Origin of the sequence: Streptomyces longwoodensis (assembly GCF_001514125.1) — a bacterium.
GTDB classification, from domain to species: Bacteria; Actinomycetota; Actinomycetes; order Streptomycetales; family Streptomycetaceae; genus Streptomyces; species Streptomyces longwoodensis.
Map to the genome: position 1 here is coordinate 338199 of NZ_KQ948557.1, position 19939 is coordinate 358137.

Genomic DNA, 19939 nt, shown 5'->3' on the forward strand with positions numbered 1-19939 from the left:
TGAAAGTTAGGTTAGTTACGGCCGTTGTGGTTTCTTGCGAAACGATCGGAAAGGACCGAAAGTGCTCGCTTGTGATCGGCTGCTGGCCGGACGGCACGCGGCCGGTCAGGTCAGCAGGTCCCGGGCGCTGGCCGGTATCTCCACATGCTCACCGGCGGCCCGCATACGTTGCAGCAGACGGTATGCCTCGGTATGGGTGATGTCGCCCATGCTGCAGCCGTACGCCAGGACGTCCTTGGTCTGCCACGTGGTGATGCCCTTGCGGCGGGCCAGATCGCACGCGGCGCGGTCGTCGCTCAGCCAGTAGGAGCCCTTGAACTCGGGCCAGTTCTGGATGACATGGAGGGTCTGGGCCTCGCCCAGGTGCTGCCGGGGCGTGCCGGGCGCACCGCCGAACGCCGCCCGGCGCACCCTCTCCACGATGTCCGCCTCGGTGTCGTCGTCGATGACCAGCGGATCGCCGAGCCAGCTGTCGGCGGAGACGTCGGCCAACCGCGCATGGGCGCACTGCGCCGACCGGTGTGCTTCGTAGGCGACGGCCTCGGTCCATCGCCCACGACCGTCGAGAACGGCCCGCAGCAGGCCGAGCGCGTCGGCGGCGGCGAAGTTGCACAGGACGGTGTTGTCGGGAAACCACCACAAAGTCACGGGGAGAAGGCCAGTTCTGCAGGACTGGTCGCCGAGATGCCGTGTGGCCCGCCGTCCGGCGTGCCGGGACCCGGATGGAACAGGTCCAGCAGCTGGTCGGGGTCCATCCCGGTCACGGTGGCGACGAGGCGGATGCTGATGTCTCCGCGCACGTAGGCGCAGATGGCCAGTTTGGCCAGGCGGGTGGAGTACCAGCCGTCCCGGGCCTGCTGGGCGTGCTGCATGTGACGCCCCGGGTCGCCGGCGTGCACGGCTGCCATGCGGGTGGTGCAGGCCGACCAGCGGCGGCGTTCGTCGTCGCCGATGATCTCCAGTGTGCGCAGCCGGGTCGCCATGGCGCTGGGGGAGACCAGGTACGCCCAGGAGAGCGCCAACAATGTGTGCTTGTCCAGACGGGGCCGCGCCGCGACCTCCTTGAGCAGTTCGGCGCGCGGCATGAGCAGTTCGGCGGCGAAGGCGTTGGCCCGGATTTCCGCCCTGGTGCGGTCGGAGCCGGGCGCGACGTGCTCCGCGAGGGGACGGTCGGTGGCGTCCCCCGCCAGGATGTGCCCCAGTTCGTGGGCGAGGGTGAAGCGCTGGCGGGTCCACCAGTGCGTGCGGGCGACCAGGATGAGACGGAAGTCCCCCGAATCCCACGACAGACCGTCCAGATCGTCCGGCAGCTCGGCTGCCGCAGCGACGAGCCCGAAGGTCTGCTCCCACTGCTCGGCCAGGGCCCGCGCGGTCAGGCCGCGTGGACTGCGGCCGATCCTGGTTTCTGCCTTCATGGCCAGTTCCACGCCCTGCCGGATCGGGTCGTCACCTGCTGGGACGGCAGACAGGGCGGGAAGCTCGATGCGGTAGTCGATGCCGGCGAGCGCGTCGACGACCTCGGCAAGACGCAGCGCAGCCGCCCGGGCGTCGTCCGATGCCGCGCCCGCCCCTGTCCGGGTGCGGGCCGCCACGCCGGCCGCCGTGCGCGGTTGTGTGCCGTGCAGCAGCCAGTCGACGGTGGTGTGCCCCTGCTCGGCGATCAGAGCAAGTTCCAGCGAGGTGAAGCGCCGCGTGCCGCTCAGGGACTTGCTGAGTTTGTCCGCGGTGATTCCGATGCGCCGGGCGAACTCCGCATGGTTCTCGCCGACGCCCTCGAGTACCTGGCGCACCCGCGCATTCAACGATTCCGTCATTACCCCACCGTAATCACGGGTTGCGAAAACCGCAACGAAATGATCATGGCAGGCCGTGTTCGATCGCTCCTGGATATGACGGTGTCCCCCGGCGTCCGTAGGTGAAGAGCCGTGCTGTGTAACGATCCCGGCCGACTCCCGTGACGGTGCCGCACGCAGCAGCGCCTGTACGGTGCTGCGCCCGGCTCCCCTCGCGGGCAGCTGCTGGCTCCGCTCTTGGTCATGACGATTCCATTACGGGCCCCACGCTCCGGGCTCCTGCGGATCGAGAAAGTCTTGAGTGCGGTGTTCCTGCGGTCCGCCCGTTCCCGCGGAGGCGTTCAGCCGGTGTCCGCCCGAAGCGATTCGTGTGGACACCGGCTGCCTTTCTCCCTGCCACGGCGGGGAGTTCAGGTGAGGTCCGCCAGGTTGTGATAGTCGCTGCGTACGAGGGCGTGATGTTCTTGCGGGGTCAGCCAGCGGGCAGTGGACCCTGATACATCCTTCTCCACCCACAGGACGTCGTTGACGCTCTCTGCGACGGGATGGAGATGACTGATCACGCCCAGGAGCCTGTTGCTGCCGACATGAGTGCGCAGCACGGACAAAGCACTGTCGAGTGCTCCGGCATCCAATGTGGCGAACCCTTCGTCGAGGAAGAGGCTCTCCAGCCGGGCACTGGTGCGGCTGTGCAGCTCGACCAGGGCCATCGACAGGGCGAGTGAGGCTTGGAAGGTCTCCCCGCCCGAGAGGGTCCGGGGGCTGCGGGCCGTGTTGTTCTCGAGAGCGGCGATGCCGAAGTCCTCACTGAAGCCGAATCGGCCCGCCGACAGCTCCATGAGCAGCCGGCTTCCCAGAATGAACAGGGAACGTGTCCGCTGCTTCGTCAGATGACTGGGGAACGCAGAATCGCTTAGCTGATCGTACAGTCCGGCCCAGGCGGACCGCTCCTGCTTGCCGGCGGCGATCGCCGTCTGCAGTTTGAGAACGTGGGGAATCTGAGACAGCGCCTCGTCGCGGGCCGCTGCTGCCTGCACGGCCTCCTTTCTCAGTTCCCCCTCGTATTGATGGAAGGGGACCATGACCTCGGGATCGAACAGCAGATCTGTGGCGGCTGCGGGAAGCGCCGGCGCCTGAGAGACGAAGGGGATGAGAGCCTGGAATGCCGAAGTGGCCTTGGACGCCAGCGCGTCGATGGTCCCCTGAGTGCTGCGGTGCAAGGCGTCGAGCGCTTCGCGAAGCGCCGAGCAGGCCCCGTCGAGGGCGGTGGCGTAGGTCGCGACGTCGTGCGGGCTGTCCCACGCGCCGGGAGCATCGGGCAGACTGATCACGTTGCCCGGAAGCAGCCGCACCGCTGTGACGGCGGCGTCGGCGCGCAGTTCGAGGACGGTCTGCTGCCGGCGTAGCGGTTCGGCGACGCGTCGGCGGTGTTCGCCGGCTAGGGCCTGCTTCTGTTCGGTCACCTTCTGCAGGTCCCTGAGGGCCTGAGTATGGTCGCGCTCGAGTTCGCCGAGGCGGTCGAGATGGGCGGTCACCGCCGATGCGCAGGCGGTGATGGACTCCAAGGACGGCAGCGCGTCCGCGTCTGGGATGCTCATCTGCACCGGGCGCGGCAGCGCCGACAGCTGGGTGAGGAACTGCTGGCGTGCCTGAGTGAGACGCTGCTGTTCCCGTTGGGCCTTCATGCGGCCGTTTTTCAGTGCCTTGCGCTGCTGGGCGATCACTGACTGCCCGGCCTGGATCTCACTCGCGGCCGACCGGGCGGTTTCGTCGGCGGCTTCGGCCAGGCGCTGCGCGTCCTCGATGCGCAGCCGGGCGTCCGGCAGCAGTGTGTCCAGAAGGGCCAGGCGTTCGGCGGCGCTCGGCGGCTTCTGGCCGAGGAACCCCTCGACAGCGGTGTTGACCGTGACGAGCAGGTGCGCGGCGAAGGACTCCGGAGCGTCGTGACCGGTCAGGGCCGCTACGTTGAGGGCCTGCTGCTGAGCGGGAGAGAGCTGGGCGGCCAGACGGACGTGTGCGGCTTCGGCCTTTTCCCGGCACTCCTGTTCGTCCTGTTCGGCCTTGCGGATGTCGGCCTGGATCTCCTGCAGGGTGGTCAGTGAGTCATTGAAGGCCTTGGTGGCTGCCGTTTTGGCCTTCTTGGCCTGCCGCATGGCTTTGGGATCCTGCAGTGCGGGAGGGGTGTAGGAGGTGTCAAGGGTGTGGGTGCAGACCGGGCACTCGTCACCCGGCGCCAGTCCCGTTCCCGCGGTGTGGGCGGCTTCACCGCGCTGGAGGTCCTCCACCGCCTGTGAGGCCTGGTCCAGCAGGCTTTTCTGCTGCTCGGCAGCGTCAGCGGCTTCCGTTTTCGCGGCGGTGAGTTCTTCCTGCCTCTTTTGGGCGGCTGCCTGCCCGGTGCGGTGCTCGGCGACGGCTGCACCTTCCTCAAGGAGGACTTGCACGGTGCCCGTCAGCCGCTCCAGCGCTGACTTGGCCTCGTCGGCTTGCGCATAGGCCTTGTCGGCGCTCTCCCGGAGCCCGTCAAGCCCGGCTGCCTGTTCCGCGAGACGTTCCTCCTCCTCCTTGACGGACTGTTCGTCCGTCTCGAGGCGGTCCAGGTCCTGACGCAGGTCCTGCTGCTGCTCGCCGAGGCCGTTCAGCAGCCCCGGGGCGCTCCTGAGCACTTCCGCCGCGGCGGAGAGCGCGGCGACAGTCAGGCCGGTGTCGCGGTCGGCCTCCAGCGTCGACTGCAACTGCTCACACCGCTGTGTGGCTTCTGCCTGAGCCGCCTCGAGGGCGTCCAGGTGTTCTTGCAGGAGGCGGTCGTCGGCGGCGAGCGCAGCGAGCGGCGCGTGGACGTCGGTGGTGGTGCGCTCGGTCAGAGCAGCCGATGCCCTGGCGGTATCCGTGCTCTGCTGCTGCAGGCCGTCGGCCTGGTGGCGCAGCTGACGCAGCGTCTCCAGGTGCCCGGCCAGGCCGGCCGCTGCCTTTTCAATCTCGGCCTGGCGGACGCCCAGACGGTGGGCGTCGCCTTCCGGATCCGGGAGCAGGTCGCCGCGGGCCTCGGCCGCCTTGAGCAGCAACTCGTCCAGCCGCGTCCGCTGGTCGGCGGCGCGCTGGCGTACCCGCTGGAGCTCGTCGATGCCCAACAGGGACCTCAACAGCTTGGTGCGGTCGGTGTCATTGGAGTTGAGGAGGGTGTCGAACTTGCCCTGGGGCAGCACGACGGCGCTCTTGAAGCTCCTGAAGTCCAGGTTGAGCAGTTCCTCGATGCGCTCGTTGACCCGCGTGGCACCGTTGACCGTCGTGCCCTCGCTGCTCAGGCTCACCTGAGGGACACTGCCGTTCTTTTTGCGGAAGATGCGGGTCACGCGCCAGGTCGTGCCGTCGACGGCGAAGGTGAAGTCGATCGACATCTTCTCGCACGCGTCGGCGATCAGCTGTGATCCATGCGCGCCCCAGGACGTTCTGCCGTAGAGGGCGCAGAGGATGACCTCCAGCAGCGTCGATTTGCCCGCGCCGGTGTCGCCGAGGATGCCGACCAGGCTCTTGCCGGTGAAGTCCAGGGGGCCGCAGGTACCGGTGTAGCTGCGGACTCCGGAGAAGACGATGCTGAGCGGCCTCATGCCGTCTCCGATCCGGTGCTATCGGGCGTCCAGGGGTGTGCGAGGGCTTCCTGCAAGCCGAGTTCGGCCGGGCAGGGCGGCGGTTCGTCGCCGCCGGGATGGTGCAGCAGGGAGCCGAAGGCTGCCAGGACCTCGTCGGCGACCCGGCCCGGAGTTCCGTGCTCGGTGAGGTAGGCGCGGAAGGATTCCGTGAGTTCCGGCTCCTCTTGCGGCAGGTCGCTGACGTTCAGGGGGGTGATCCGGGTCTCGGCGCAGTCTTCGGTCAGGTAGACGACGTCGGCGTCGGGTACAGCGGTGGCGACCTTCTGGGAGAGCTGCGGGATCAGGTTCTGGCTGGTGATGGTCACATCCAGGAAAGTGTTGCTGAACTCCTCTGCTCTGAAGGCGAGTTCTTCCAGGGTGCCGGTGAACTTCTTCAGAAGCCGCCCGGCCGTGAGCCGCTGGGGGGCGGTGCGGGTGGGGCGCTGCGGGTCGGCCTCGACCAGGAGGACGCTCTTGGCGTCGTCGCATTCACCGAAGTCGAACTGCAGGGGGCTGCCGGCGTAGTGGGCGGTGGCCTTGCTGGAGGTGAGGGCCTGCGGCTTGTGGATGTGGCCGAGCGCGCAATAGCTGACGCGCGGCAGATCGTCCGGTGCGGTGGCGTAGGCGTCGCTGACGTCAAGGTGGCGCTCGCTGCCGGACAGCAGCGCACCGCTGAGATAGAGGTGGGTGGCGAAGACGAGAACGTCGTGCTGCGGGGAGTACCCCTCATGCAGCTGTGTGATGAGTTCTTCCTGCAGGCCGCGCAGGCCCTGGGCGTAGGCGCCGTGCGTGGTGCCGAGTCCCGGGAACAGGTGCATGAACCGGTTGGGATGGATGAAGGGCAGCGCCGCCAGCCGGATCCGTTGGCTCTGGTCGCGGGTGGGGAAGTCGAGTACCCGGCCGCCGCCGGAGCCGTCCGCCGCGGTGTGCACGAAGGTGACCGGGTGTGCGCCGGGCTCGGCGGTGTTCTGGAAAACGTGGTCGAGCACATCGAACCAGTGCGGTGAGTCGTGGTTGCCGCCGACGACCACGACAGGAGCGACCGACCGTAAGGCGCTCAGCGACGTCATGGCCCGCATGAGGTCACCGGGGGAGAGGCTGTAGCGGTCGAAGAGGTCCCCGCTGTGCACGATCAGATCGGGCAGGGTCCGGCGGGCGATCTCGACGATCTCGGCGAGGACGGCGTCGAACTCGCTGTCCCGGGAACGGCGTTGCAGCCTCTTTCCCAGATGCCAGTCGGAGGTGTGCAAAAGTTTCATGAGGGTGAAATGTCTCCAGGCAGAGAGGTGCCAACACCCGCTGTCACGAGGGCGGTTGGCAGAGTGACAGGCACTCTACATGGAAATCTCGGGTAAACCTTGGGAAACTTAGGAATCTGCTAGGGTGCCCCGTATGCAGGAGCCACTGGACGCACTCGAGAAACACATGCAGCAGCTGCAGCAAGCCATGCGGCAAGCCCAAATGCAGCGCGACCAGGCCCTGTTGAGCCATCTGCGTGCTGAACTGCGCCGGGCCCAGCGCTCCTACGACGCCCTCTTCGACGCCGACGGCCAAGCACCCGGCACCGAAGAACCCGCCGCCACGCACCCCGGGCCGCGTGCCGCCAAGATGCCGGCACGCGAGCAGGTCCACCAGGTCCTCACCCTGCTCACCGTGCCCGCCGCCCCCAAGCTGATCAGCCAGGTCCACGAAGCCCTCTTCGCCGGATCACTGCCCACCTCCCGCCTGGCCACCCTGCGCCGCGACGAGGAACGCTCCTACCGCTCCTCACCCGGGGCACGCCCCTACTACCTGTGCCCCGCCCTGACCTCAGACCACCTCTCGCCCGCGCGGGCCCTGCTCACCATCAGCGTCTGGCCGCTGGAAGAGCGCATCGTGGGACCACTCAGCGCACGCGTCCACTACCTGACCAGCGCGCTCAAATTCACCGAGGCCGTCCAGCGCCTCACCCCTGACCCGGAGACAATGCCCCTCGGGGCACGCCAGCTCGTCCACCACTACGCCCTCAACATCCCCGGAGCCCTGCCGGCGGACCACCACCCCCAGAACCCCGCCACGGCCCCCGATCTGGCCCTGCTGCGTGAAGCGGCCCAACAGGAACTGGCCGTCCACACCGACGACGACACCCATGACCGGCGGGACGCCGCGCAGCGCGCCCGCCAGCAACTCGACGAAGCAGGCCGACTGTTCGGCGCCCCCTTCCAGACAGCCCGGCACCTGCGCTCCGTGACCTGACCCCCGCCACCTCTTCGCCGTCCTCGCAAGGAACCCTCGTGAGCTCGTTAAGCAGCAGGCTCGGCACGCTCCGCGGCCCGGTAGAGCCCAAACCGCACAACGCACGCAGCCTCGCGGCCCTCACCGCAAACCCCGGATGCCGACGACGCGCAATCCTGGACGCCGCCGGCGTCGACAAGGAAGCCCTGGCCGTCCACCTCGGCCACCCGCTGCCGCCCACCCAGTCCCCCCGCGCCCTGAGCCGCGGCGCCCAGTTCGAAGCCCAGGTCAAAGACCAAGGCGGCGCCGAACTGCTGAGCCTGCTACGGGACAAGCTCCACCTGCCGCTGCCCGAAGCGGCCCACACCGATCTGTCCGTCCTGGGGACGAGCGACAGAGCCATGAACGTCCGCCACGCACGCACCCGCAGCCTCATCCTCGAGGCAGCACACGGCAAAGGCGCAAGCCGGACGATGCTCGACCATCCCGTCCTGGAACTGACCGTCGCCGGCCGACCGGTCTTCCTGGAACCTGACCTCGTCGCCTTCCAGTCAGAGGGCATCTTCCACGTCGTAGAGATCAAGTCCTTCGCCGTGGTCGACGGCCAGGCGCCCGGCGACAAGGCTGCCGGCGCCGTCCTGCAGGGCGCCGCCTACATCATCGCACTGCAAGACCTCCTGACCCGGGCGGGATTCAGCCCCGAACGCGTGTCCACCACCCTGCTGCTCATCACCCCCCGCGACTTCTCCCGCCGCCCCATGGCCTCCACCATCGACGCACGCCACCAGATCAAGTCCCTGCGCCGCCAACTGGACCGCCTGGAACGCATCGAAGACCTCCTCGGCCAGCTCCCCGCCGGCATCACCTTCGACCTCGCCTACGACGGGCCCGACGCCCGCACCCGCACCGCCACCCGCGACCGAGACGACCTGACCAAAGCGCTCAACACCACCGAGGCCCGCTACCGGGCCAACTGCCGACACCACTGCCAGCTGGCCCACTTCTGCCGCGCACAGGCCCACGAAGGCCAACTCATCGACGTCCTGGGCAGCTCCGCCAGTGAAGACCTGGGCGGCATCGACACGATTGCCGCCGCCCTGGGTCTGGCCGACGGCAGCCGTGCCCCAGCCCCGGACCAGGAAGACCTCGCCACCGCACTGCGTCACGCCGAAAGCATCCGCAACGAGCTGTTCGGAGGCGCCGCATGAGCCTGCTGACCACACTCCAGCAGCTGCGGGCCAGCGAAAGGCACCATGCCCAGCCGCTCAGCCGCCTGCGCTACCTCCACGTCGCCGACCAGCCGATGCTCATCCTGCCGCTGAACCGTCCAGGAGAGACCGCCCGGCCCCTGGCCGTCATGGCAGGCTGCGACCCCGGTCACCCGCGCCTTTTCCTGGCGCCCCCCGGCGACGACGACCGCTTCCTCACCGACCTCGCCGAACACCTCCACACCTACATCCACAGCTTTCACTACGCCACGCGGATCCGCCCCGCCAAGGGGGAGCAGCCCGAACGCCGCGAATACCTCGATGCCCCGCAACTCGTGGTCACGGGCACCGCCTCGGCGTACTACCTCAAGATGCTCGGACGCGCCCTGCGCTACCGGCCCGTCCCCGAAGGCACTGATCCCGCCACCAGCGTGTCCCACCTCGGCTGCTGGCTCACCTTCTTCGCCGAACGCGCCGAGTACGCCACCTCGTCCCTCCTGCTCAACCTCACCGGCCTGCTGAGCACACACTGGGCGACCGGCCAAAGCATCCTCGACAACGCGCACCTCGCCCCCCTCATGGCCTGGATCTTCCCGCCCCCCGGCCTCACCGGACATCAGGCGGCACTGGCCGCCGAAAACCCCCTGCAGCACCCTCCCGACGGCCCCACCGTCGACCCATCCTTCGAATCAGCCCGGCTCTCCAGCCTGTTCGCCGCCCTCAAATCTTCCCGGGGCGTCCGCCGACAGCACCACGTCGCCCGGCTGCAGGAGGCCGCAGAGGACTACCTGCAACCCACCTGGGACCTGGCCTGGAAGGCAATCGCCACACTGCGCGGCCTGCCGCCCGTCCGCAGCACTGCGGCCCGCTGGGACACCGACATCCGCCGGTTCACCGCCTACAGCGACCACCTTGCCGCCGGCGGCCCTCCCCAGCCCAAGCACGACGACGTCGTCTCCGCCGCTATACGCCTGGCCGAGCTGGAACACGCCGCGGCCTCCCTCGCCGCCTCCCGCGCGCTGGAAGACGACTTCGTCATGGCCGAACGCCGTACCACTGGCGAGGCGTTCCGAGGAACGGTCACCCACACCGAACCCGACCGCACCATCCCACCCCAGGGCCCCAGACAGCGGCCGAAACGACGGCCCCTGATCACCGTCCGCACCAACGATCCGGTCCGCCTGGAACCCAACCGCCTCCTGGCAGGACCGCACGACCCGGCCGTCCACATGGCCGTGCTCGACCTCACCTACACCACCGATGACACCGAGATCGTCCTCGAGGTGCGAACCCGCACCAGCAACCCGAGTTCGGTCCCCGCCGTCGGCACCACGCTGCTGCTGACCACCGCACCCGACCACTTCCGCCGGCCCCAGTTCCCCAGCCGCGACCAGATCCCCTGGACCCACACAGACACTGGCCTCACGGCACCGGGCCACGAGCCGGGAGAAGACCAGGCATGAACGAACCATCCGCCGCCGAACTCTCCCGCCGCGCCGTCGCACACATCCTCACGACGCTGACCACTACGTCCCACCGAGGTGTGGTCGTGGACTCCCCGCCCGGCGCCGGCAAGACCACACTGGTCGTCCACGCCGCACAGCACCTGACCCGCCCACAGCACCCCTGCATGATCGTCGCCCAGACCAACGCCCAGGTCGACGACCTCGTCAGCCGCCTCACCCAGGACGCACCCCATCTCACGGTGGCCCGCCTGAGCGGCCAGTCCTACCGGGCGCCCGACCGGCTGCAGGCGGGGCCGAACCTGATCATCACCACCGACGCCCGACAGGCGGCGGCGGCCGACGTTGCGGTGGCGACCGCGAGCAAGTGGGCCAACGTCCAAGACTGGCACCGCAGATGGGCCATCGTGGACGAGGCCTACCAGATGAGGTCGGACAACCTCCTGCAGATCGCTCATCTCGCCGACCAGGCTCTGTTCGTCGGCGACCCCGGCCAACTCGACCCCTTCTCCACCATCCCCACCCAACCGTGGAAGGGCCTCGCCCACGACCCCATGGCCAGCGCCGTGTCGATACTGCTGAAGATGAACCCTCAGCTGCCCGTCCTCAGCCTGCCCGTCTCCTGGCGTCTGCCCGCCTCCGCCGCCCCCCTCATCTCCGCTGCCTTCTACACCACCCCCTTCCGCGCCGGAACCACCGACACCGAACGCCGGCTCACCTTCGCCCACCCGGGCCTGCACGGCGGCGCCGTCGAGCAGACCGTGGATCTCGCCGCCCGCACCGGATGGGCCCTGCACGAACTACCCGCCCGACACACCCGCCGCATCGACCCTGAGGCAGCCCACGCCGCGATCAGCATCGCGCAGCGCCTGCTGATCCGCGAAGCCACCGCCTACTGCGAAGACCACCCCACTGGACAGCCTCTTGAACCGGGCCACATCGCCATCGGCACCGCCCACCGCGACCAAGCCGGATACCTCCAGCACCTGCTGCGCACCGACCCCCGCCTGAAGGGGATCGACGTCGACACCGCCAACCGCCTCCAGGGACGCGAATACGCCGTCACCATCGTGCTCCACCCACTGTCCGGACGCCGCGACACCTCCGGCTTCCACCTCGAAGCCGGCCGCCTGTGCGTGCTGACCTCACGCCACCGGCACGCCTGCATCGTCGTCGCCCGCGCCGGCATCGACCGCCTGTTGGACGACCACCCCTTCAACGAACCCGTCCACCTCAACGCCGACGCCAAATTCCCCGACGGCTGGGAAGCCCACCAGCACGTCCTCCACCACCTCACCGGCCACCGCATCCGCGCCTGACCGACGGCGGGAGTCCATGCCCACCCCACCCCTTGTCCTGCGACCCCATCAAAAGGAAGCCGTCGGCGCAGCCGTCCGCGCCCTCACCCAGCACCCCCGCACGAGTGTGATCGCTGCCTGCGGCACCGGCAAAACCTTGATCGCCGCCCGCACCACCGCCCGCATCACCCCGCACGGACGGGTCTTGGTGCTGCTGCCGACACTGGACCTGCTGTCCCAGACGATCCGCTCCTGGCGCCTGGCCGGCCGCAAAGGCCCCGCCATCGCCGTGTGCTCCCAACGCCAGGCCCTCGACCACGAACCTTTCGGCACGGACATCCCCCTCACCACCGACCCCGGCGCACTGACCGCCCTGATCACGCAGTCCGGCTCCGGCCCCGTCACCGCCTACGCCACCTACGCCTCCCTGCCCGCCGTCATCGCCGCCCACCGCGACCACCGCCTGCCCCCCTGGGACCTGATCGTCGTCGACGAGGCCCACCGCACCGCCGGCCGCCTCGGGAAATCCTGGGCCGCCATCCACCACGACGACCGGGTCCCCGCCGCCCGCCGCCTCTACCTGACCGCCACCCCCCGCATCTGGGACCCCGACGACGCCCCAAACAGCGACGGGACGGAGACGGTGGCCTCCATGGACGACGAGACCCTCTTCGGCCCCGTCGCCTACCACCTCAACCTCTCCGACGCCATCGACCTCGGACTGCTCGCCGACTACCAGATCCTCGTCCCCGTCGTCACCAACGCCGACCTGCGCGACTGGCTGGCCACCGGAGCCGGCGCGGGCGTCGACGGACTCCACCTGGCCGGCCGCCAGGTCGCCGCCCTGCGCGCCATCCACGACCACAAACTGCGCCGCATCCTCACCTTCCACCACCGTGTCGCCGACGCCCGCGCCTTCGCCACCACCCTCACGGAGACGGCCGCCGCCCTCCCCGACCCCCTGCGCCCCCAGGGCCTGTGGGCGGACTGGGTCAGCGGCAGCCACACCCCGCAGACCCGCCGCCGCCTCCTGCTCGAATTCACCTCCCACACCAGCCCCGACACCCCGGCCGTCCTGTCCAACGCCCGCGTGCTGGGGGAGGGCATCGACGTGCCCGACATCGACGCCGTGGTCTTCGTCGACCCCAAGAACAGCCCCGTCGACACCGTCCAGGCCGTCGGCCGCGCCCTGCGCCAGCAGCCCGGCGCCGGCAAGAAGGCCACCCTCGTCGTCCCCGTCTACCTCACCCCCGACGAAGACCCCGACGACCTCCTCGGCGCCGATGCCTACACCCCTCTGTGGCGCACCATCCAGGCCCTGCGCGCCCACGACGACCGCCTCGACGCCCGCCTATCCGACCCCCGCACCCACCGCCCCACCATGCCCCCCGAAGACCCCGAAGCCTGGCTGCAGTTCGACCGCCCCACCCAGGCCGACGAGATCGCCCTCGCACTCTCCCTGCGCGTCCTGGCCCCCAAAAGCGCCGAATGGCGCCGCGGCCTCGCCTCAGCCCGCCGCTTCCACCACACCCACCACCACCTCGACGTCCCCCAGACCTACGAAGACCCCACCGGATACCCCCTGGGACGCTGGCTGACCTGGCAACGCCACCTGCACACCAAGGGCACACTCGGCGCCGCACGCGTCCACGCCCTCGAACGCCTCGGCATCATCTGGGACCCCCGCCAGCAGGCCTTCGACCGCGCCCTGGCCCACGCCGCCGCCTACGCCGCCCGCCACGGCCATCTCGCCGCCCCCGTCGATGAGATCCACGACGGATTCCCACTCGGCCGCTGGCTGGCCACTCAGCGCACCCGCGCCGCGACCCTCACCGACCAGCGCGCCGCCGCTCTCACCGCCCTGGACCGGTGGTGGAATCCGCCCTGGCCGATCACCTGGCAACGCGCCTACTACGTCGCCCGCCAGCAGAGCGAGGACGCCGCCACGGACTCACCGACCGGGAAGTGGCTCGAGACACAACGCGTGCGGGCCGGGGACCTTCACCCCGAGCAGCGTCTACTCCTCGGGGCAATCGGGCTCGATCTGCCGGAAGCTTTCCGCCCCGCTAGCAGCCTGTTGCCGGCACGGGAACGAGCCTTCCAGCGAGCTCTGGCTGCCGCACGGGCTTTCCACGCCAGGGAAGGCCATCTCAAGGTGCCCCAGCGCCACATTGAGGAGATCGACGGCGAGCGAGTGCGGCTAGGCCAGTGGCTGAGCAACGTCAGTCGGCGCCGCTCCGGCCTTAGTCCACAGCGCCAGGCTGCCCTGGCAGACCTGGGTCTGTGAAAGCTCTCTCAGCGCAGGCCCTTTAAGCCCTTGGTGAAGGCCAGCCCGGCGTTGCGGATGCGTAGGCGCCTGTCAACGTGCCTACTACGCCACGGCTTCTCGGCGTCGCTAGCGATGCTCTCCGGGTCTTCGTATAGGCGTATCTGCTGGCAGCACGCACAAGCCCGCCGAGTGGCAGAAATGCCGCATTATCGGCAGTAGCCGACAAGATCTCCTCTAGCATCGTCTAACTACTGCTGATGGAGGGGGAGTTCGACATGAGTGACGGAGATGCCCGGCTGGACCCAGCCCGCGGGCCGGAAACGCCCGAGCCAAGACCTGACAGCGAACCATCACCGGCACTCCCACCCTCCGGCGCTCCGCACAGCCCGGCACCGGAGCCCTCTCCGTCGACCGACCCCGCGCCATCCGCAGCGTCCCGGCGCATGCTTGACGGCGCCGCAAGGGCTGGAAGTGAAGCCATACGTGCTGCGGTTGGAGAGCGGCCGGAAGGCGGATCGGATAGGAGATGGATCTCCGTACGGGCGGGCGTAGCCCTGACCATCTTCTTGATAGGAACCGCAGTAGCCAGTCTCATTGGGCTGTGGATCGCAAACGTCTTCGCCGACGACAGCGCAAAGGTGCAGGATGACGCAAACGAAAGGGTCGACGCGAGCAAGCCCGCGTTTGATGTAACGGTCACTCCTGCACTGAGCGATAAGAATCCGTGGACCAGCTGGGAAATAGACCGCAGGCTAACTCCCGCAGAGGAGTCCGAACTTGAGAAGATGCCAGCTTCCGTAGAGAATGCCGATCGTGTATGGGAATTTGTACGCAAGGCGGGCGGAAGAAGGGCTGACGGCGACGCGAACGGCTACCGATTCCAATTCACCAGCGAGCGTCAGGCGGCTGTCTCCATTACGGATACATATGCGAAGGTAGGTAAATGCTGGACCTCCAGAGCGAAGACCTACATCAGCCTAATGCAAGGAGGTTTAACCGGTTGGGAAGACGTCTACTTCGAACTCGACTCGAAGCTTTCCGCTATCCCGCTGTTGCACGGGACCGCTCAGGACTCCCAAGCGGGCATCCCCTTCGACAAGGCCATTGCCCTGGGAGGAAACGAAACGCCTGCGTACCTCAAGGTACTGCCCAACTCAACCACCCGGTCGTGCAACTGGTCCCTTCAGTTCGAGTACAACGTCGCTCCCGACGCCACTCCAAAGAAACGGACTGTATCAAAAGACGGGAAGGGGGACGACCTCGTATTCAACGGCCCCTATGCGACTGACGCCGACGTTTGGGGACCGGGCCCCACAGGAACATTCGCAAAAGATACGTCCTGAATCGCAACTGAACACCAGCTTCGCTATACCCGGCCCTACCCTCGCCGCCGGATTATGTCAGTAACTTTCAGGGACTGGTCCGGAGTCTGGGCCAGGCTGGTCCGAGGATTCAGCCAAAAGCCTGACTGCGCCCTGGCGAAGCCGCCTATAGCATGGACGGTAGCTTCTCAGGTCTGCAGGATGTCCATGCCGAATTGGTGCAGCAACCCTTCTGCAAGATCGGTAGCCGCTGCGATGAGGGCCTGGTCGTCGCTGAAGGGAGCCAACTCGGTGTGGGCGGGCTGTATCGTCCGCGGCTGCCGTGCCCACTCGGCTATTTCAGGGCGCCGATGACCAACGACGACGGGAACGAAGCGGAAGCCGCCACCGGACTCCAGGGCGGCACACAGGTCGATGGGAGTGCCCGCGTGCAGAGCCAGCCGATGTTCGTGGACGAGGGACACGGTCTCGAAGGCGGCACTGATGAGCACCCACGCTGCCACAGGCAGACACACGTCCCCTTCCCCTTCCCCGACGCCCGTATACGGCGAGGCGCTGTGGGAGAGGTCCACGGCGGTGACGACTGTGCCGTCGTGATGCAGTTCCACCAGTATGCGACACCGGTGGGTGGCTCGTGCCGGGACGAGCATGTTGGTGTCCACCCAGCGCCGCAGGCCCTTACGCGGATTGTTGTCGAGGAGATGAGGGAAGAGCTGCGGACCCAGGAGGCGCGGCATCGGGATGGCACTGGCGAGCAGGCTCGCAGCCCGCTTCGAGCTCTGGGACATGACGTGCTGCGCCTGCGCGCGTGACAACGCTGGCACCATGCGGGGGATAGGGCGTGTGGGGCGTGCGGCTACGACCAGCCACGCGGCGGCGTGGTTCTCCGACTCCCCGAGGACAAGCTCGGTGGTGTGCCGCATGTGCTGGTTCAAGGCCGCATCCGCGGCGTCCTGGCGGGCGAAACGGCCCCGGTAGGCGAGCGCAACCTGATACTCGGACATGTAGTCCGTGTCGTCTCGGTGCCGGTAGGGCGCGTTGAAGGTGGTCCTGTCCTTATCCTTCTGCTGCCATCCGTAAAGGAAGTGGGGCGCCATCTCGCTGGCCGGAACGTCAACGACCAGGAGGTCCTTACCGCTGCCATCGGTCGCTGGCAGTTTGAGGTAGCTGACGCCGCTCACGGTGGGCTGAAGATGCACACGTAGCCACTGGCCGAGCTGCTTGTCGTTGACCTTGTCCAGGTCAATACCGACTCTCTCGATGGCGTCGCTCACGCCGTAGACGAGGAGGCCGCCTCGGGTGTTGGCCATGGCGGCGACGTCCTTCGCGAACTCGTTCCACTCTCCCTTGACCCTGGGTTCGGCCGGCAGCGCCTCTTTCCAGTCCAGATCGTCGCTCTCGCCGAGTTTCCGCCGCACGGCCTCGGCGACCATGTCGTAGGTCACCGGTCCGGGCGGATGGCCGAGATACTCGTGCAGCCGTGTCCATGAACGCGCCATCCGAGCAGAGTAGATCCCCAAGGGGCGGCCGTGCTGTCCAACTCTCGATTACCTGCAGGTCGTCAGGACAGCAGGCGCTGCCGCCGCGCCCAAGCGGCGACGGCTCCGGCGTTGCGAGAGCTGAACCTGTCGGGACGGAGTTCGCCGGCACGGGTGATGAGGCCGGTTTCGGGATAACCGAAAGCCTGGAGCAGTTCGTCGGCCAGCGCCGCGGTCGCCTCTAGTAGACCGCGCCCCTGATCGACTACGTCGTCCAGAATCACGGCGGCGTGAGCCTCGGCGTACTGGCAGGTCTGCGTGCTGAATTGGGCGCGCTGTCCGGAGCCGGGATCCAATGGGTCGACGCGGAACGGGAGCGCATCAGGTCGGTCCAGGTCGATGGCCATCCTCCGCGCCGGATGCTCTGCCATGTCCGCTACGAGGGCGGCCTTGACGAGCGCGGTCCCGCTCGCTCCAGCACGATCGCGTGCGTGCCCGGCGAGGAAGGGCAGAGCACACAGCAACTGGTAGACGACGTCGCCGGGTTCGACGAACTGCAGGTCGACATCGTTGCCGCGCATACATGATTGGTGAGTGTGCAGACCCAGCCCGATGACAGCGCTACCGTCTCGGTGCAGTTCGACCCGGGCGGCGCGGTCGCCAGCAGGTTCCGTCACGATGAGCCGTCGCGGGCCGACAGCTGGGCGCACGAAGGTGCGGTGCCCCTGGCCGAGATAGAGCTCCGCGCGCTGAATCTCGTCCTGGTAGCGGGCGAAGCGAGCGGAGTCGATGACCATGTCGCCCGGTGCTTCGGGGGCCAAAGCGACGACGAGGTGGGGCGTGGCGCGGTCGGCGAGGGCATCGACGAGGTCTTCCTCGACGTCGGCCAGGCGTTGGTCGCGTTCGGCGGCCGCCGTGAAGCGAGCGCGGTAGGCGGTGGCGATGTCCGTCTCGGTCAGCCATTCGGTCTTGCTGCTGCCGCGTCGGGGGAAGCGCAGTGTGTCCTTGGAGGGCTTGGTGGGGGGAGCCGTCACGGCGTGTGGGCCGTAGGGACTGCGGGGCACCGCGAGCAGCAGGAAGCCGGTGTCTGGAGCGTCAGGGTTGGGAACGCGGATGGTCTCGTAGGGAACGCGCGGCGCGGTGTTGTTCGCGATGACTTGCCGGATGTGCCGGACGTGGCGGTCGTCCAGGTCGACGTCGAACACCTTGCTGGGCACACCCTTGTCCTCGGCCATCCCGAGAACGAGGAGGCCGCCCGTGTGGTTTGCGAAGGCGGCGACATCCTTGGCCAGTTCCTCGCGGCCTTTGTCGTCCGCGCCATAGTGCTCCTTTTTGTAGTCGAGGTCCTCGCTTTCGGCAGCTTCGGCGTTGCCCACCAGATCGGCCAGGATGTTGTAGTCGACCTGATCGAGCCGTCTACCGAGCAGATCTTCGAGCCTGCGCAGTCGCATCACCATGCGCCGACCCTACTGCCGACACCTCGCAGTTGAGGTGCGCAAGCCACAAGGACGGCGGAGTATCCGCGGGTGCTGGGGGGCGGCTTGTACCGGTAGCAGCTCCAGCTATTCCGGTATCCGGGGGAGGTCGGTCTCCGCAGGCCACGCTGGCAGGTCACCACGGTTCGGTTCGCGGCGGTGGAGTTCCCGCAGGCCCCGGATGCGGGCAGCCGCCTCGGCGAGGGCGGCTTCCGGCGACCACATCCGGAACCCGGGGAACCGCGCGGCGATCGCAGGCGCCTTGTTCAGCAGACGTCGCTCACGCGTAATGAATCCATACCCGCCATACCGGATGGCCGTGGAGACGTGCATGGCGTCACGGATGTGATTGTCCCGGGCGGTCGCCCGGTCCGCGTTCGGGAACAGGATGGCGAACGCATCATCCAGACGGATGCGATCCTCCTCGCTGCCGAAGACGGAGGAATCCCAGCGGGATTGACCCCAGACCATCGGCCCGAGCGCCTCCGGGTACCCGGCACTGGCCTCCGTGAGCCGTTCCCACTTCTCCTCGGGTGCATCAGCAAGCTCTGTGTCCATGGCATCGGTGCGCTGGAGATCGATCCACCCCTCATCACCCAGATGTTTCAGGCACAACGTGGCCTCGTCCATGGCATCGATGATGTGTGTGTCGATGAAGAACGTAAGCCCGGTGAGGTTGTGGGGCACTGGGGCCGCAGCTGCCATACGCAGCACGGTACCCCTGTAGACACACAGCGCCAGCGCCGATGGCACAGCCTGATGCGGTCTCCGCCTTGGTCGCCGAGCCGTCTGCAGCGGACGATGTACACGGACCACAACACAACCTGGGGGCCGGGTGGCGAGGGTGAAGCGTTCTTCAGCAGTGAAGATCACTGGGCCGAGCCGTGGGTGCTGAATGTCGAGTTGATCGAGTCTCTGCGTTTTGGGCCGCCTGCCGATCAGACCGACCTGGGTGTGGCCGTCGTCCTGCCCCGGCTACTGGAGCAGGGCTTCGAAAGCCAGTTCACGAAGGGCCCGTCAGGGCGCTTCAAGAACCTGATGCAGACGAGTACCTGGTGGATCAAGAACCACGAGCCTGACAGCGATGAAATGGCGGCCACCGATTCCCTCTGCCGGCGCCTGCACCGTGATGCGCACCTACTGCGCCCGCTACGCCCAGCCTGACGGACTCGATCTCCCGGCGCTGATCCCGCAGGTCTACCTCCGAGCGGCAATGTGTTGACTTTCAGGCACAGCTCATCACCCCTCCACGCCCCACCAGTGGTATTCGGGGCCATTCCAGACGGGCCAACAACTCCGGGAACCTACACGCCCGGTCTGACAACGCCCCCGAAAACCAACCAAGATGTGCCCCGCGACAGCGGGGCACCGCAAGGAACTGGACAGACCGGCAGACACGCCGCGGGGCCACCAGGCCCCGCCTCACCCCGCTCTGTCGGCCCGCCAGGGCCGGACACCCGCAGCAGCCGGCCGACATCAAGAGGGGAGGGGAACCGGATAACTGTCCAACAAATCCTTACGACATCACGGCGCTGCAGGCGCCGACACACAACTCAACCCCTGCCCGCCAGGGCAGGGAACCCCCAACCACTCCAATTAACTGTCATGCCGCCAGGCATGACACCCCAAACGTACGACAGCGGGGCCGCCAGGCCCCGCCCTTATCCGTTCCTGTTGGCCCGTTAGGGCCAACCCACCCAACACACAGTCATGCCGCCAGGCATGACGACGTGTCACCTTACGGGCCGTCAGGCCCGTAGTTGGCCGCCAGGCCAACTGAAGAGCCGACAGGC

Annotated in this window: 14 protein-coding genes; 7 read left to right on the forward strand and 7 right to left on the reverse strand. The window is 67.9% G+C overall.

Features of this window, described 5'->3' with window-relative positions:
* Positions 1-105: 105 nt before the first annotated feature.
* The 4 genes from AQJ30_RS24530 to AQJ30_RS24545 form a co-directional block, all read right to left on the reverse strand.
* A complete protein-coding gene (locus AQJ30_RS24530) occupies positions 106-648 on the reverse strand; it encodes a hypothetical protein (protein ID WP_067237895.1) in 543 nt (180 codons plus the stop codon).
* On the reverse strand, positions 645-1790 hold the full coding sequence (locus AQJ30_RS24535) for an ImmA/IrrE family metallo-endopeptidase (RefSeq protein ID WP_159052382.1): 1146 nt from the start codon (positions 1788-1790) through the stop codon (positions 645-647). The genes AQJ30_RS24530 and AQJ30_RS24535 overlap by 4 nt, the downstream gene beginning before the upstream one ends.
* A 413-nt stretch (positions 1791-2203) precedes the next feature.
* Positions 2204-5398, reverse strand: coding sequence for an AAA family ATPase (locus AQJ30_RS24540; protein WP_067237900.1), 3195 nt, complete (start codon positions 5396-5398; stop codon positions 2204-2206).
* Positions 5395-6678, reverse strand: coding sequence for a metallophosphoesterase family protein (locus tag AQJ30_RS24545; protein ID WP_079084268.1), 1284 nt, complete (start codon positions 6676-6678; stop codon positions 5395-5397). Before AQJ30_RS24545 ends, AQJ30_RS24540 begins: the two co-directional genes overlap by 4 nt.
* 133 nt (positions 6679-6811) lie before the next feature.
* Here AQJ30_RS24545 and AQJ30_RS24550 point away from each other — a divergent pair, with 133 nt between their 5' ends.
* From AQJ30_RS24550 to AQJ30_RS38515, 6 genes are all read left to right on the forward strand, one after another.
* Positions 6812-7654, forward strand: a complete 843-nt coding sequence (locus AQJ30_RS24550; RefSeq protein ID WP_067237905.1) for a hypothetical protein — start codon at positions 6812-6814, stop codon at positions 7652-7654.
* A 38-nt stretch (positions 7655-7692) separates the two neighbouring features.
* Complete coding sequence (locus tag AQJ30_RS24555) at positions 7693-8841, forward strand: hypothetical protein (RefSeq protein WP_067237907.1); 1149 nt, start codon at positions 7693-7695, stop codon at positions 8839-8841.
* Positions 8838-10304, forward strand: a complete 1467-nt coding sequence (locus tag AQJ30_RS24560; RefSeq protein WP_067237910.1) for a hypothetical protein — start codon at positions 8838-8840, stop codon at positions 10302-10304. The genes AQJ30_RS24555 and AQJ30_RS24560 overlap by 4 nt, the downstream gene beginning before the upstream one ends.
* A complete protein-coding gene (locus tag AQJ30_RS24565; protein WP_067237913.1) occupies positions 10301-11623 on the forward strand; it encodes an AAA domain-containing protein in 1323 nt (440 codons plus the stop codon). Before AQJ30_RS24560 ends, AQJ30_RS24565 begins: the two co-directional genes overlap by 4 nt.
* A gap of 16 nt (positions 11624-11639) precedes the next feature.
* Complete coding sequence (locus AQJ30_RS24570) at positions 11640-13889, forward strand: DEAD/DEAH box helicase (protein ID WP_067237916.1); 2250 nt, start codon at positions 11640-11642, stop codon at positions 13887-13889.
* 425 nt (positions 13890-14314) lie between these two features.
* Positions 14315-15214, forward strand: coding sequence for a hypothetical protein (locus AQJ30_RS38515; protein ID WP_159052383.1), 900 nt, complete (start codon positions 14315-14317; stop codon positions 15212-15214).
* 167 nt (positions 15215-15381) lie between these two features.
* Here AQJ30_RS38515 and AQJ30_RS24575 read toward each other — a convergent pair whose 3' ends face one another.
* From AQJ30_RS24575 to AQJ30_RS24585, 3 genes are all read right to left on the reverse strand, one after another.
* On the reverse strand, positions 15382-16692 hold the full coding sequence (locus AQJ30_RS24575; protein ID WP_067237919.1) for an AlbA family DNA-binding domain-containing protein: 1311 nt from the start codon (positions 16690-16692) through the stop codon (positions 15382-15384).
* Between the two features lie 62 nt (positions 16693-16754).
* Complete coding sequence (locus tag AQJ30_RS24580) at positions 16755-18128, reverse strand: AlbA family DNA-binding domain-containing protein (RefSeq protein ID WP_067237922.1); 1374 nt, start codon at positions 18126-18128, stop codon at positions 16755-16757.
* A gap of 105 nt (positions 18129-18233) precedes the next feature.
* Positions 18234-18851 (reverse strand): hypothetical protein, encoded by a 618-nt coding sequence (locus AQJ30_RS24585; protein WP_159052384.1) that lies wholly within the window; start codon positions 18849-18851, stop codon positions 18234-18236.
* Positions 18852-18947: 96 nt separating this feature from the next.
* Here AQJ30_RS24585 and AQJ30_RS24590 point away from each other — a divergent pair, with 96 nt between their 5' ends.
* Positions 18948-19310 carry a hypothetical protein gene (locus AQJ30_RS24590; protein WP_067237928.1) on the forward strand — a complete coding sequence of 121 codons (363 nt, stop codon included), beginning with the start codon at positions 18948-18950 and terminating at the stop codon, positions 19308-19310.
* Positions 19311-19939: the final 629 nt, after the last annotated feature.

Bases quoted from the DNA above. Each gene is read 5' to 3' on its own strand.
- AQJ30_RS24580 (WP_067237922.1), bottom strand. From the start codon at position 18,128: ATGGTGATGCGACTGCGCAGGCTCGAAGATCTGCTCGGTAGACGGCTC.
- AQJ30_RS24540 (WP_067237900.1), bottom strand. From the start codon at position 5,398: ATGAGGCCGCTCAGCATCGTCTTCTCCGGAGTCCGCAGCTACACCGGT.
- AQJ30_RS24550 (WP_067237905.1), top strand. From the start codon at position 6,812: ATGCAGGAGCCACTGGACGCACTCGAGAAACACATGCAGCAGCTGCAG.
- AQJ30_RS24575 (WP_067237919.1), bottom strand. From the start codon at position 16,692: ATGGCGCGTTCATGGACACGGCTGCACGAGTATCTCGGCCATCCGCCC.
- AQJ30_RS24545 (WP_079084268.1), bottom strand. From the start codon at position 6,678: ATGAAACTTTTGCACACCTCCGACTGGCATCTGGGAAAGAGGCTGCAA.
- AQJ30_RS24585 (WP_159052384.1), bottom strand. From the start codon at position 18,851: ATGGCAGCTGCGGCCCCAGTGCCCCACAACCTCACCGGGCTTACGTTC.
- AQJ30_RS24565 (WP_067237913.1), top strand. From the start codon at position 10,301: ATGAACGAACCATCCGCCGCCGAACTCTCCCGCCGCGCCGTCGCACAC.
- AQJ30_RS24560 (WP_067237910.1), top strand. From the start codon at position 8,838: ATGAGCCTGCTGACCACACTCCAGCAGCTGCGGGCCAGCGAAAGGCAC.
- AQJ30_RS24590 (WP_067237928.1), top strand. From the start codon at position 18,948: ATGTACACGGACCACAACACAACCTGGGGGCCGGGTGGCGAGGGTGAA.
- AQJ30_RS24570 (WP_067237916.1), top strand. From the start codon at position 11,640: ATGCCCACCCCACCCCTTGTCCTGCGACCCCATCAAAAGGAAGCCGTC.
- AQJ30_RS38515 (WP_159052383.1), top strand. From the start codon at position 14,315: ATGCTTGACGGCGCCGCAAGGGCTGGAAGTGAAGCCATACGTGCTGCG.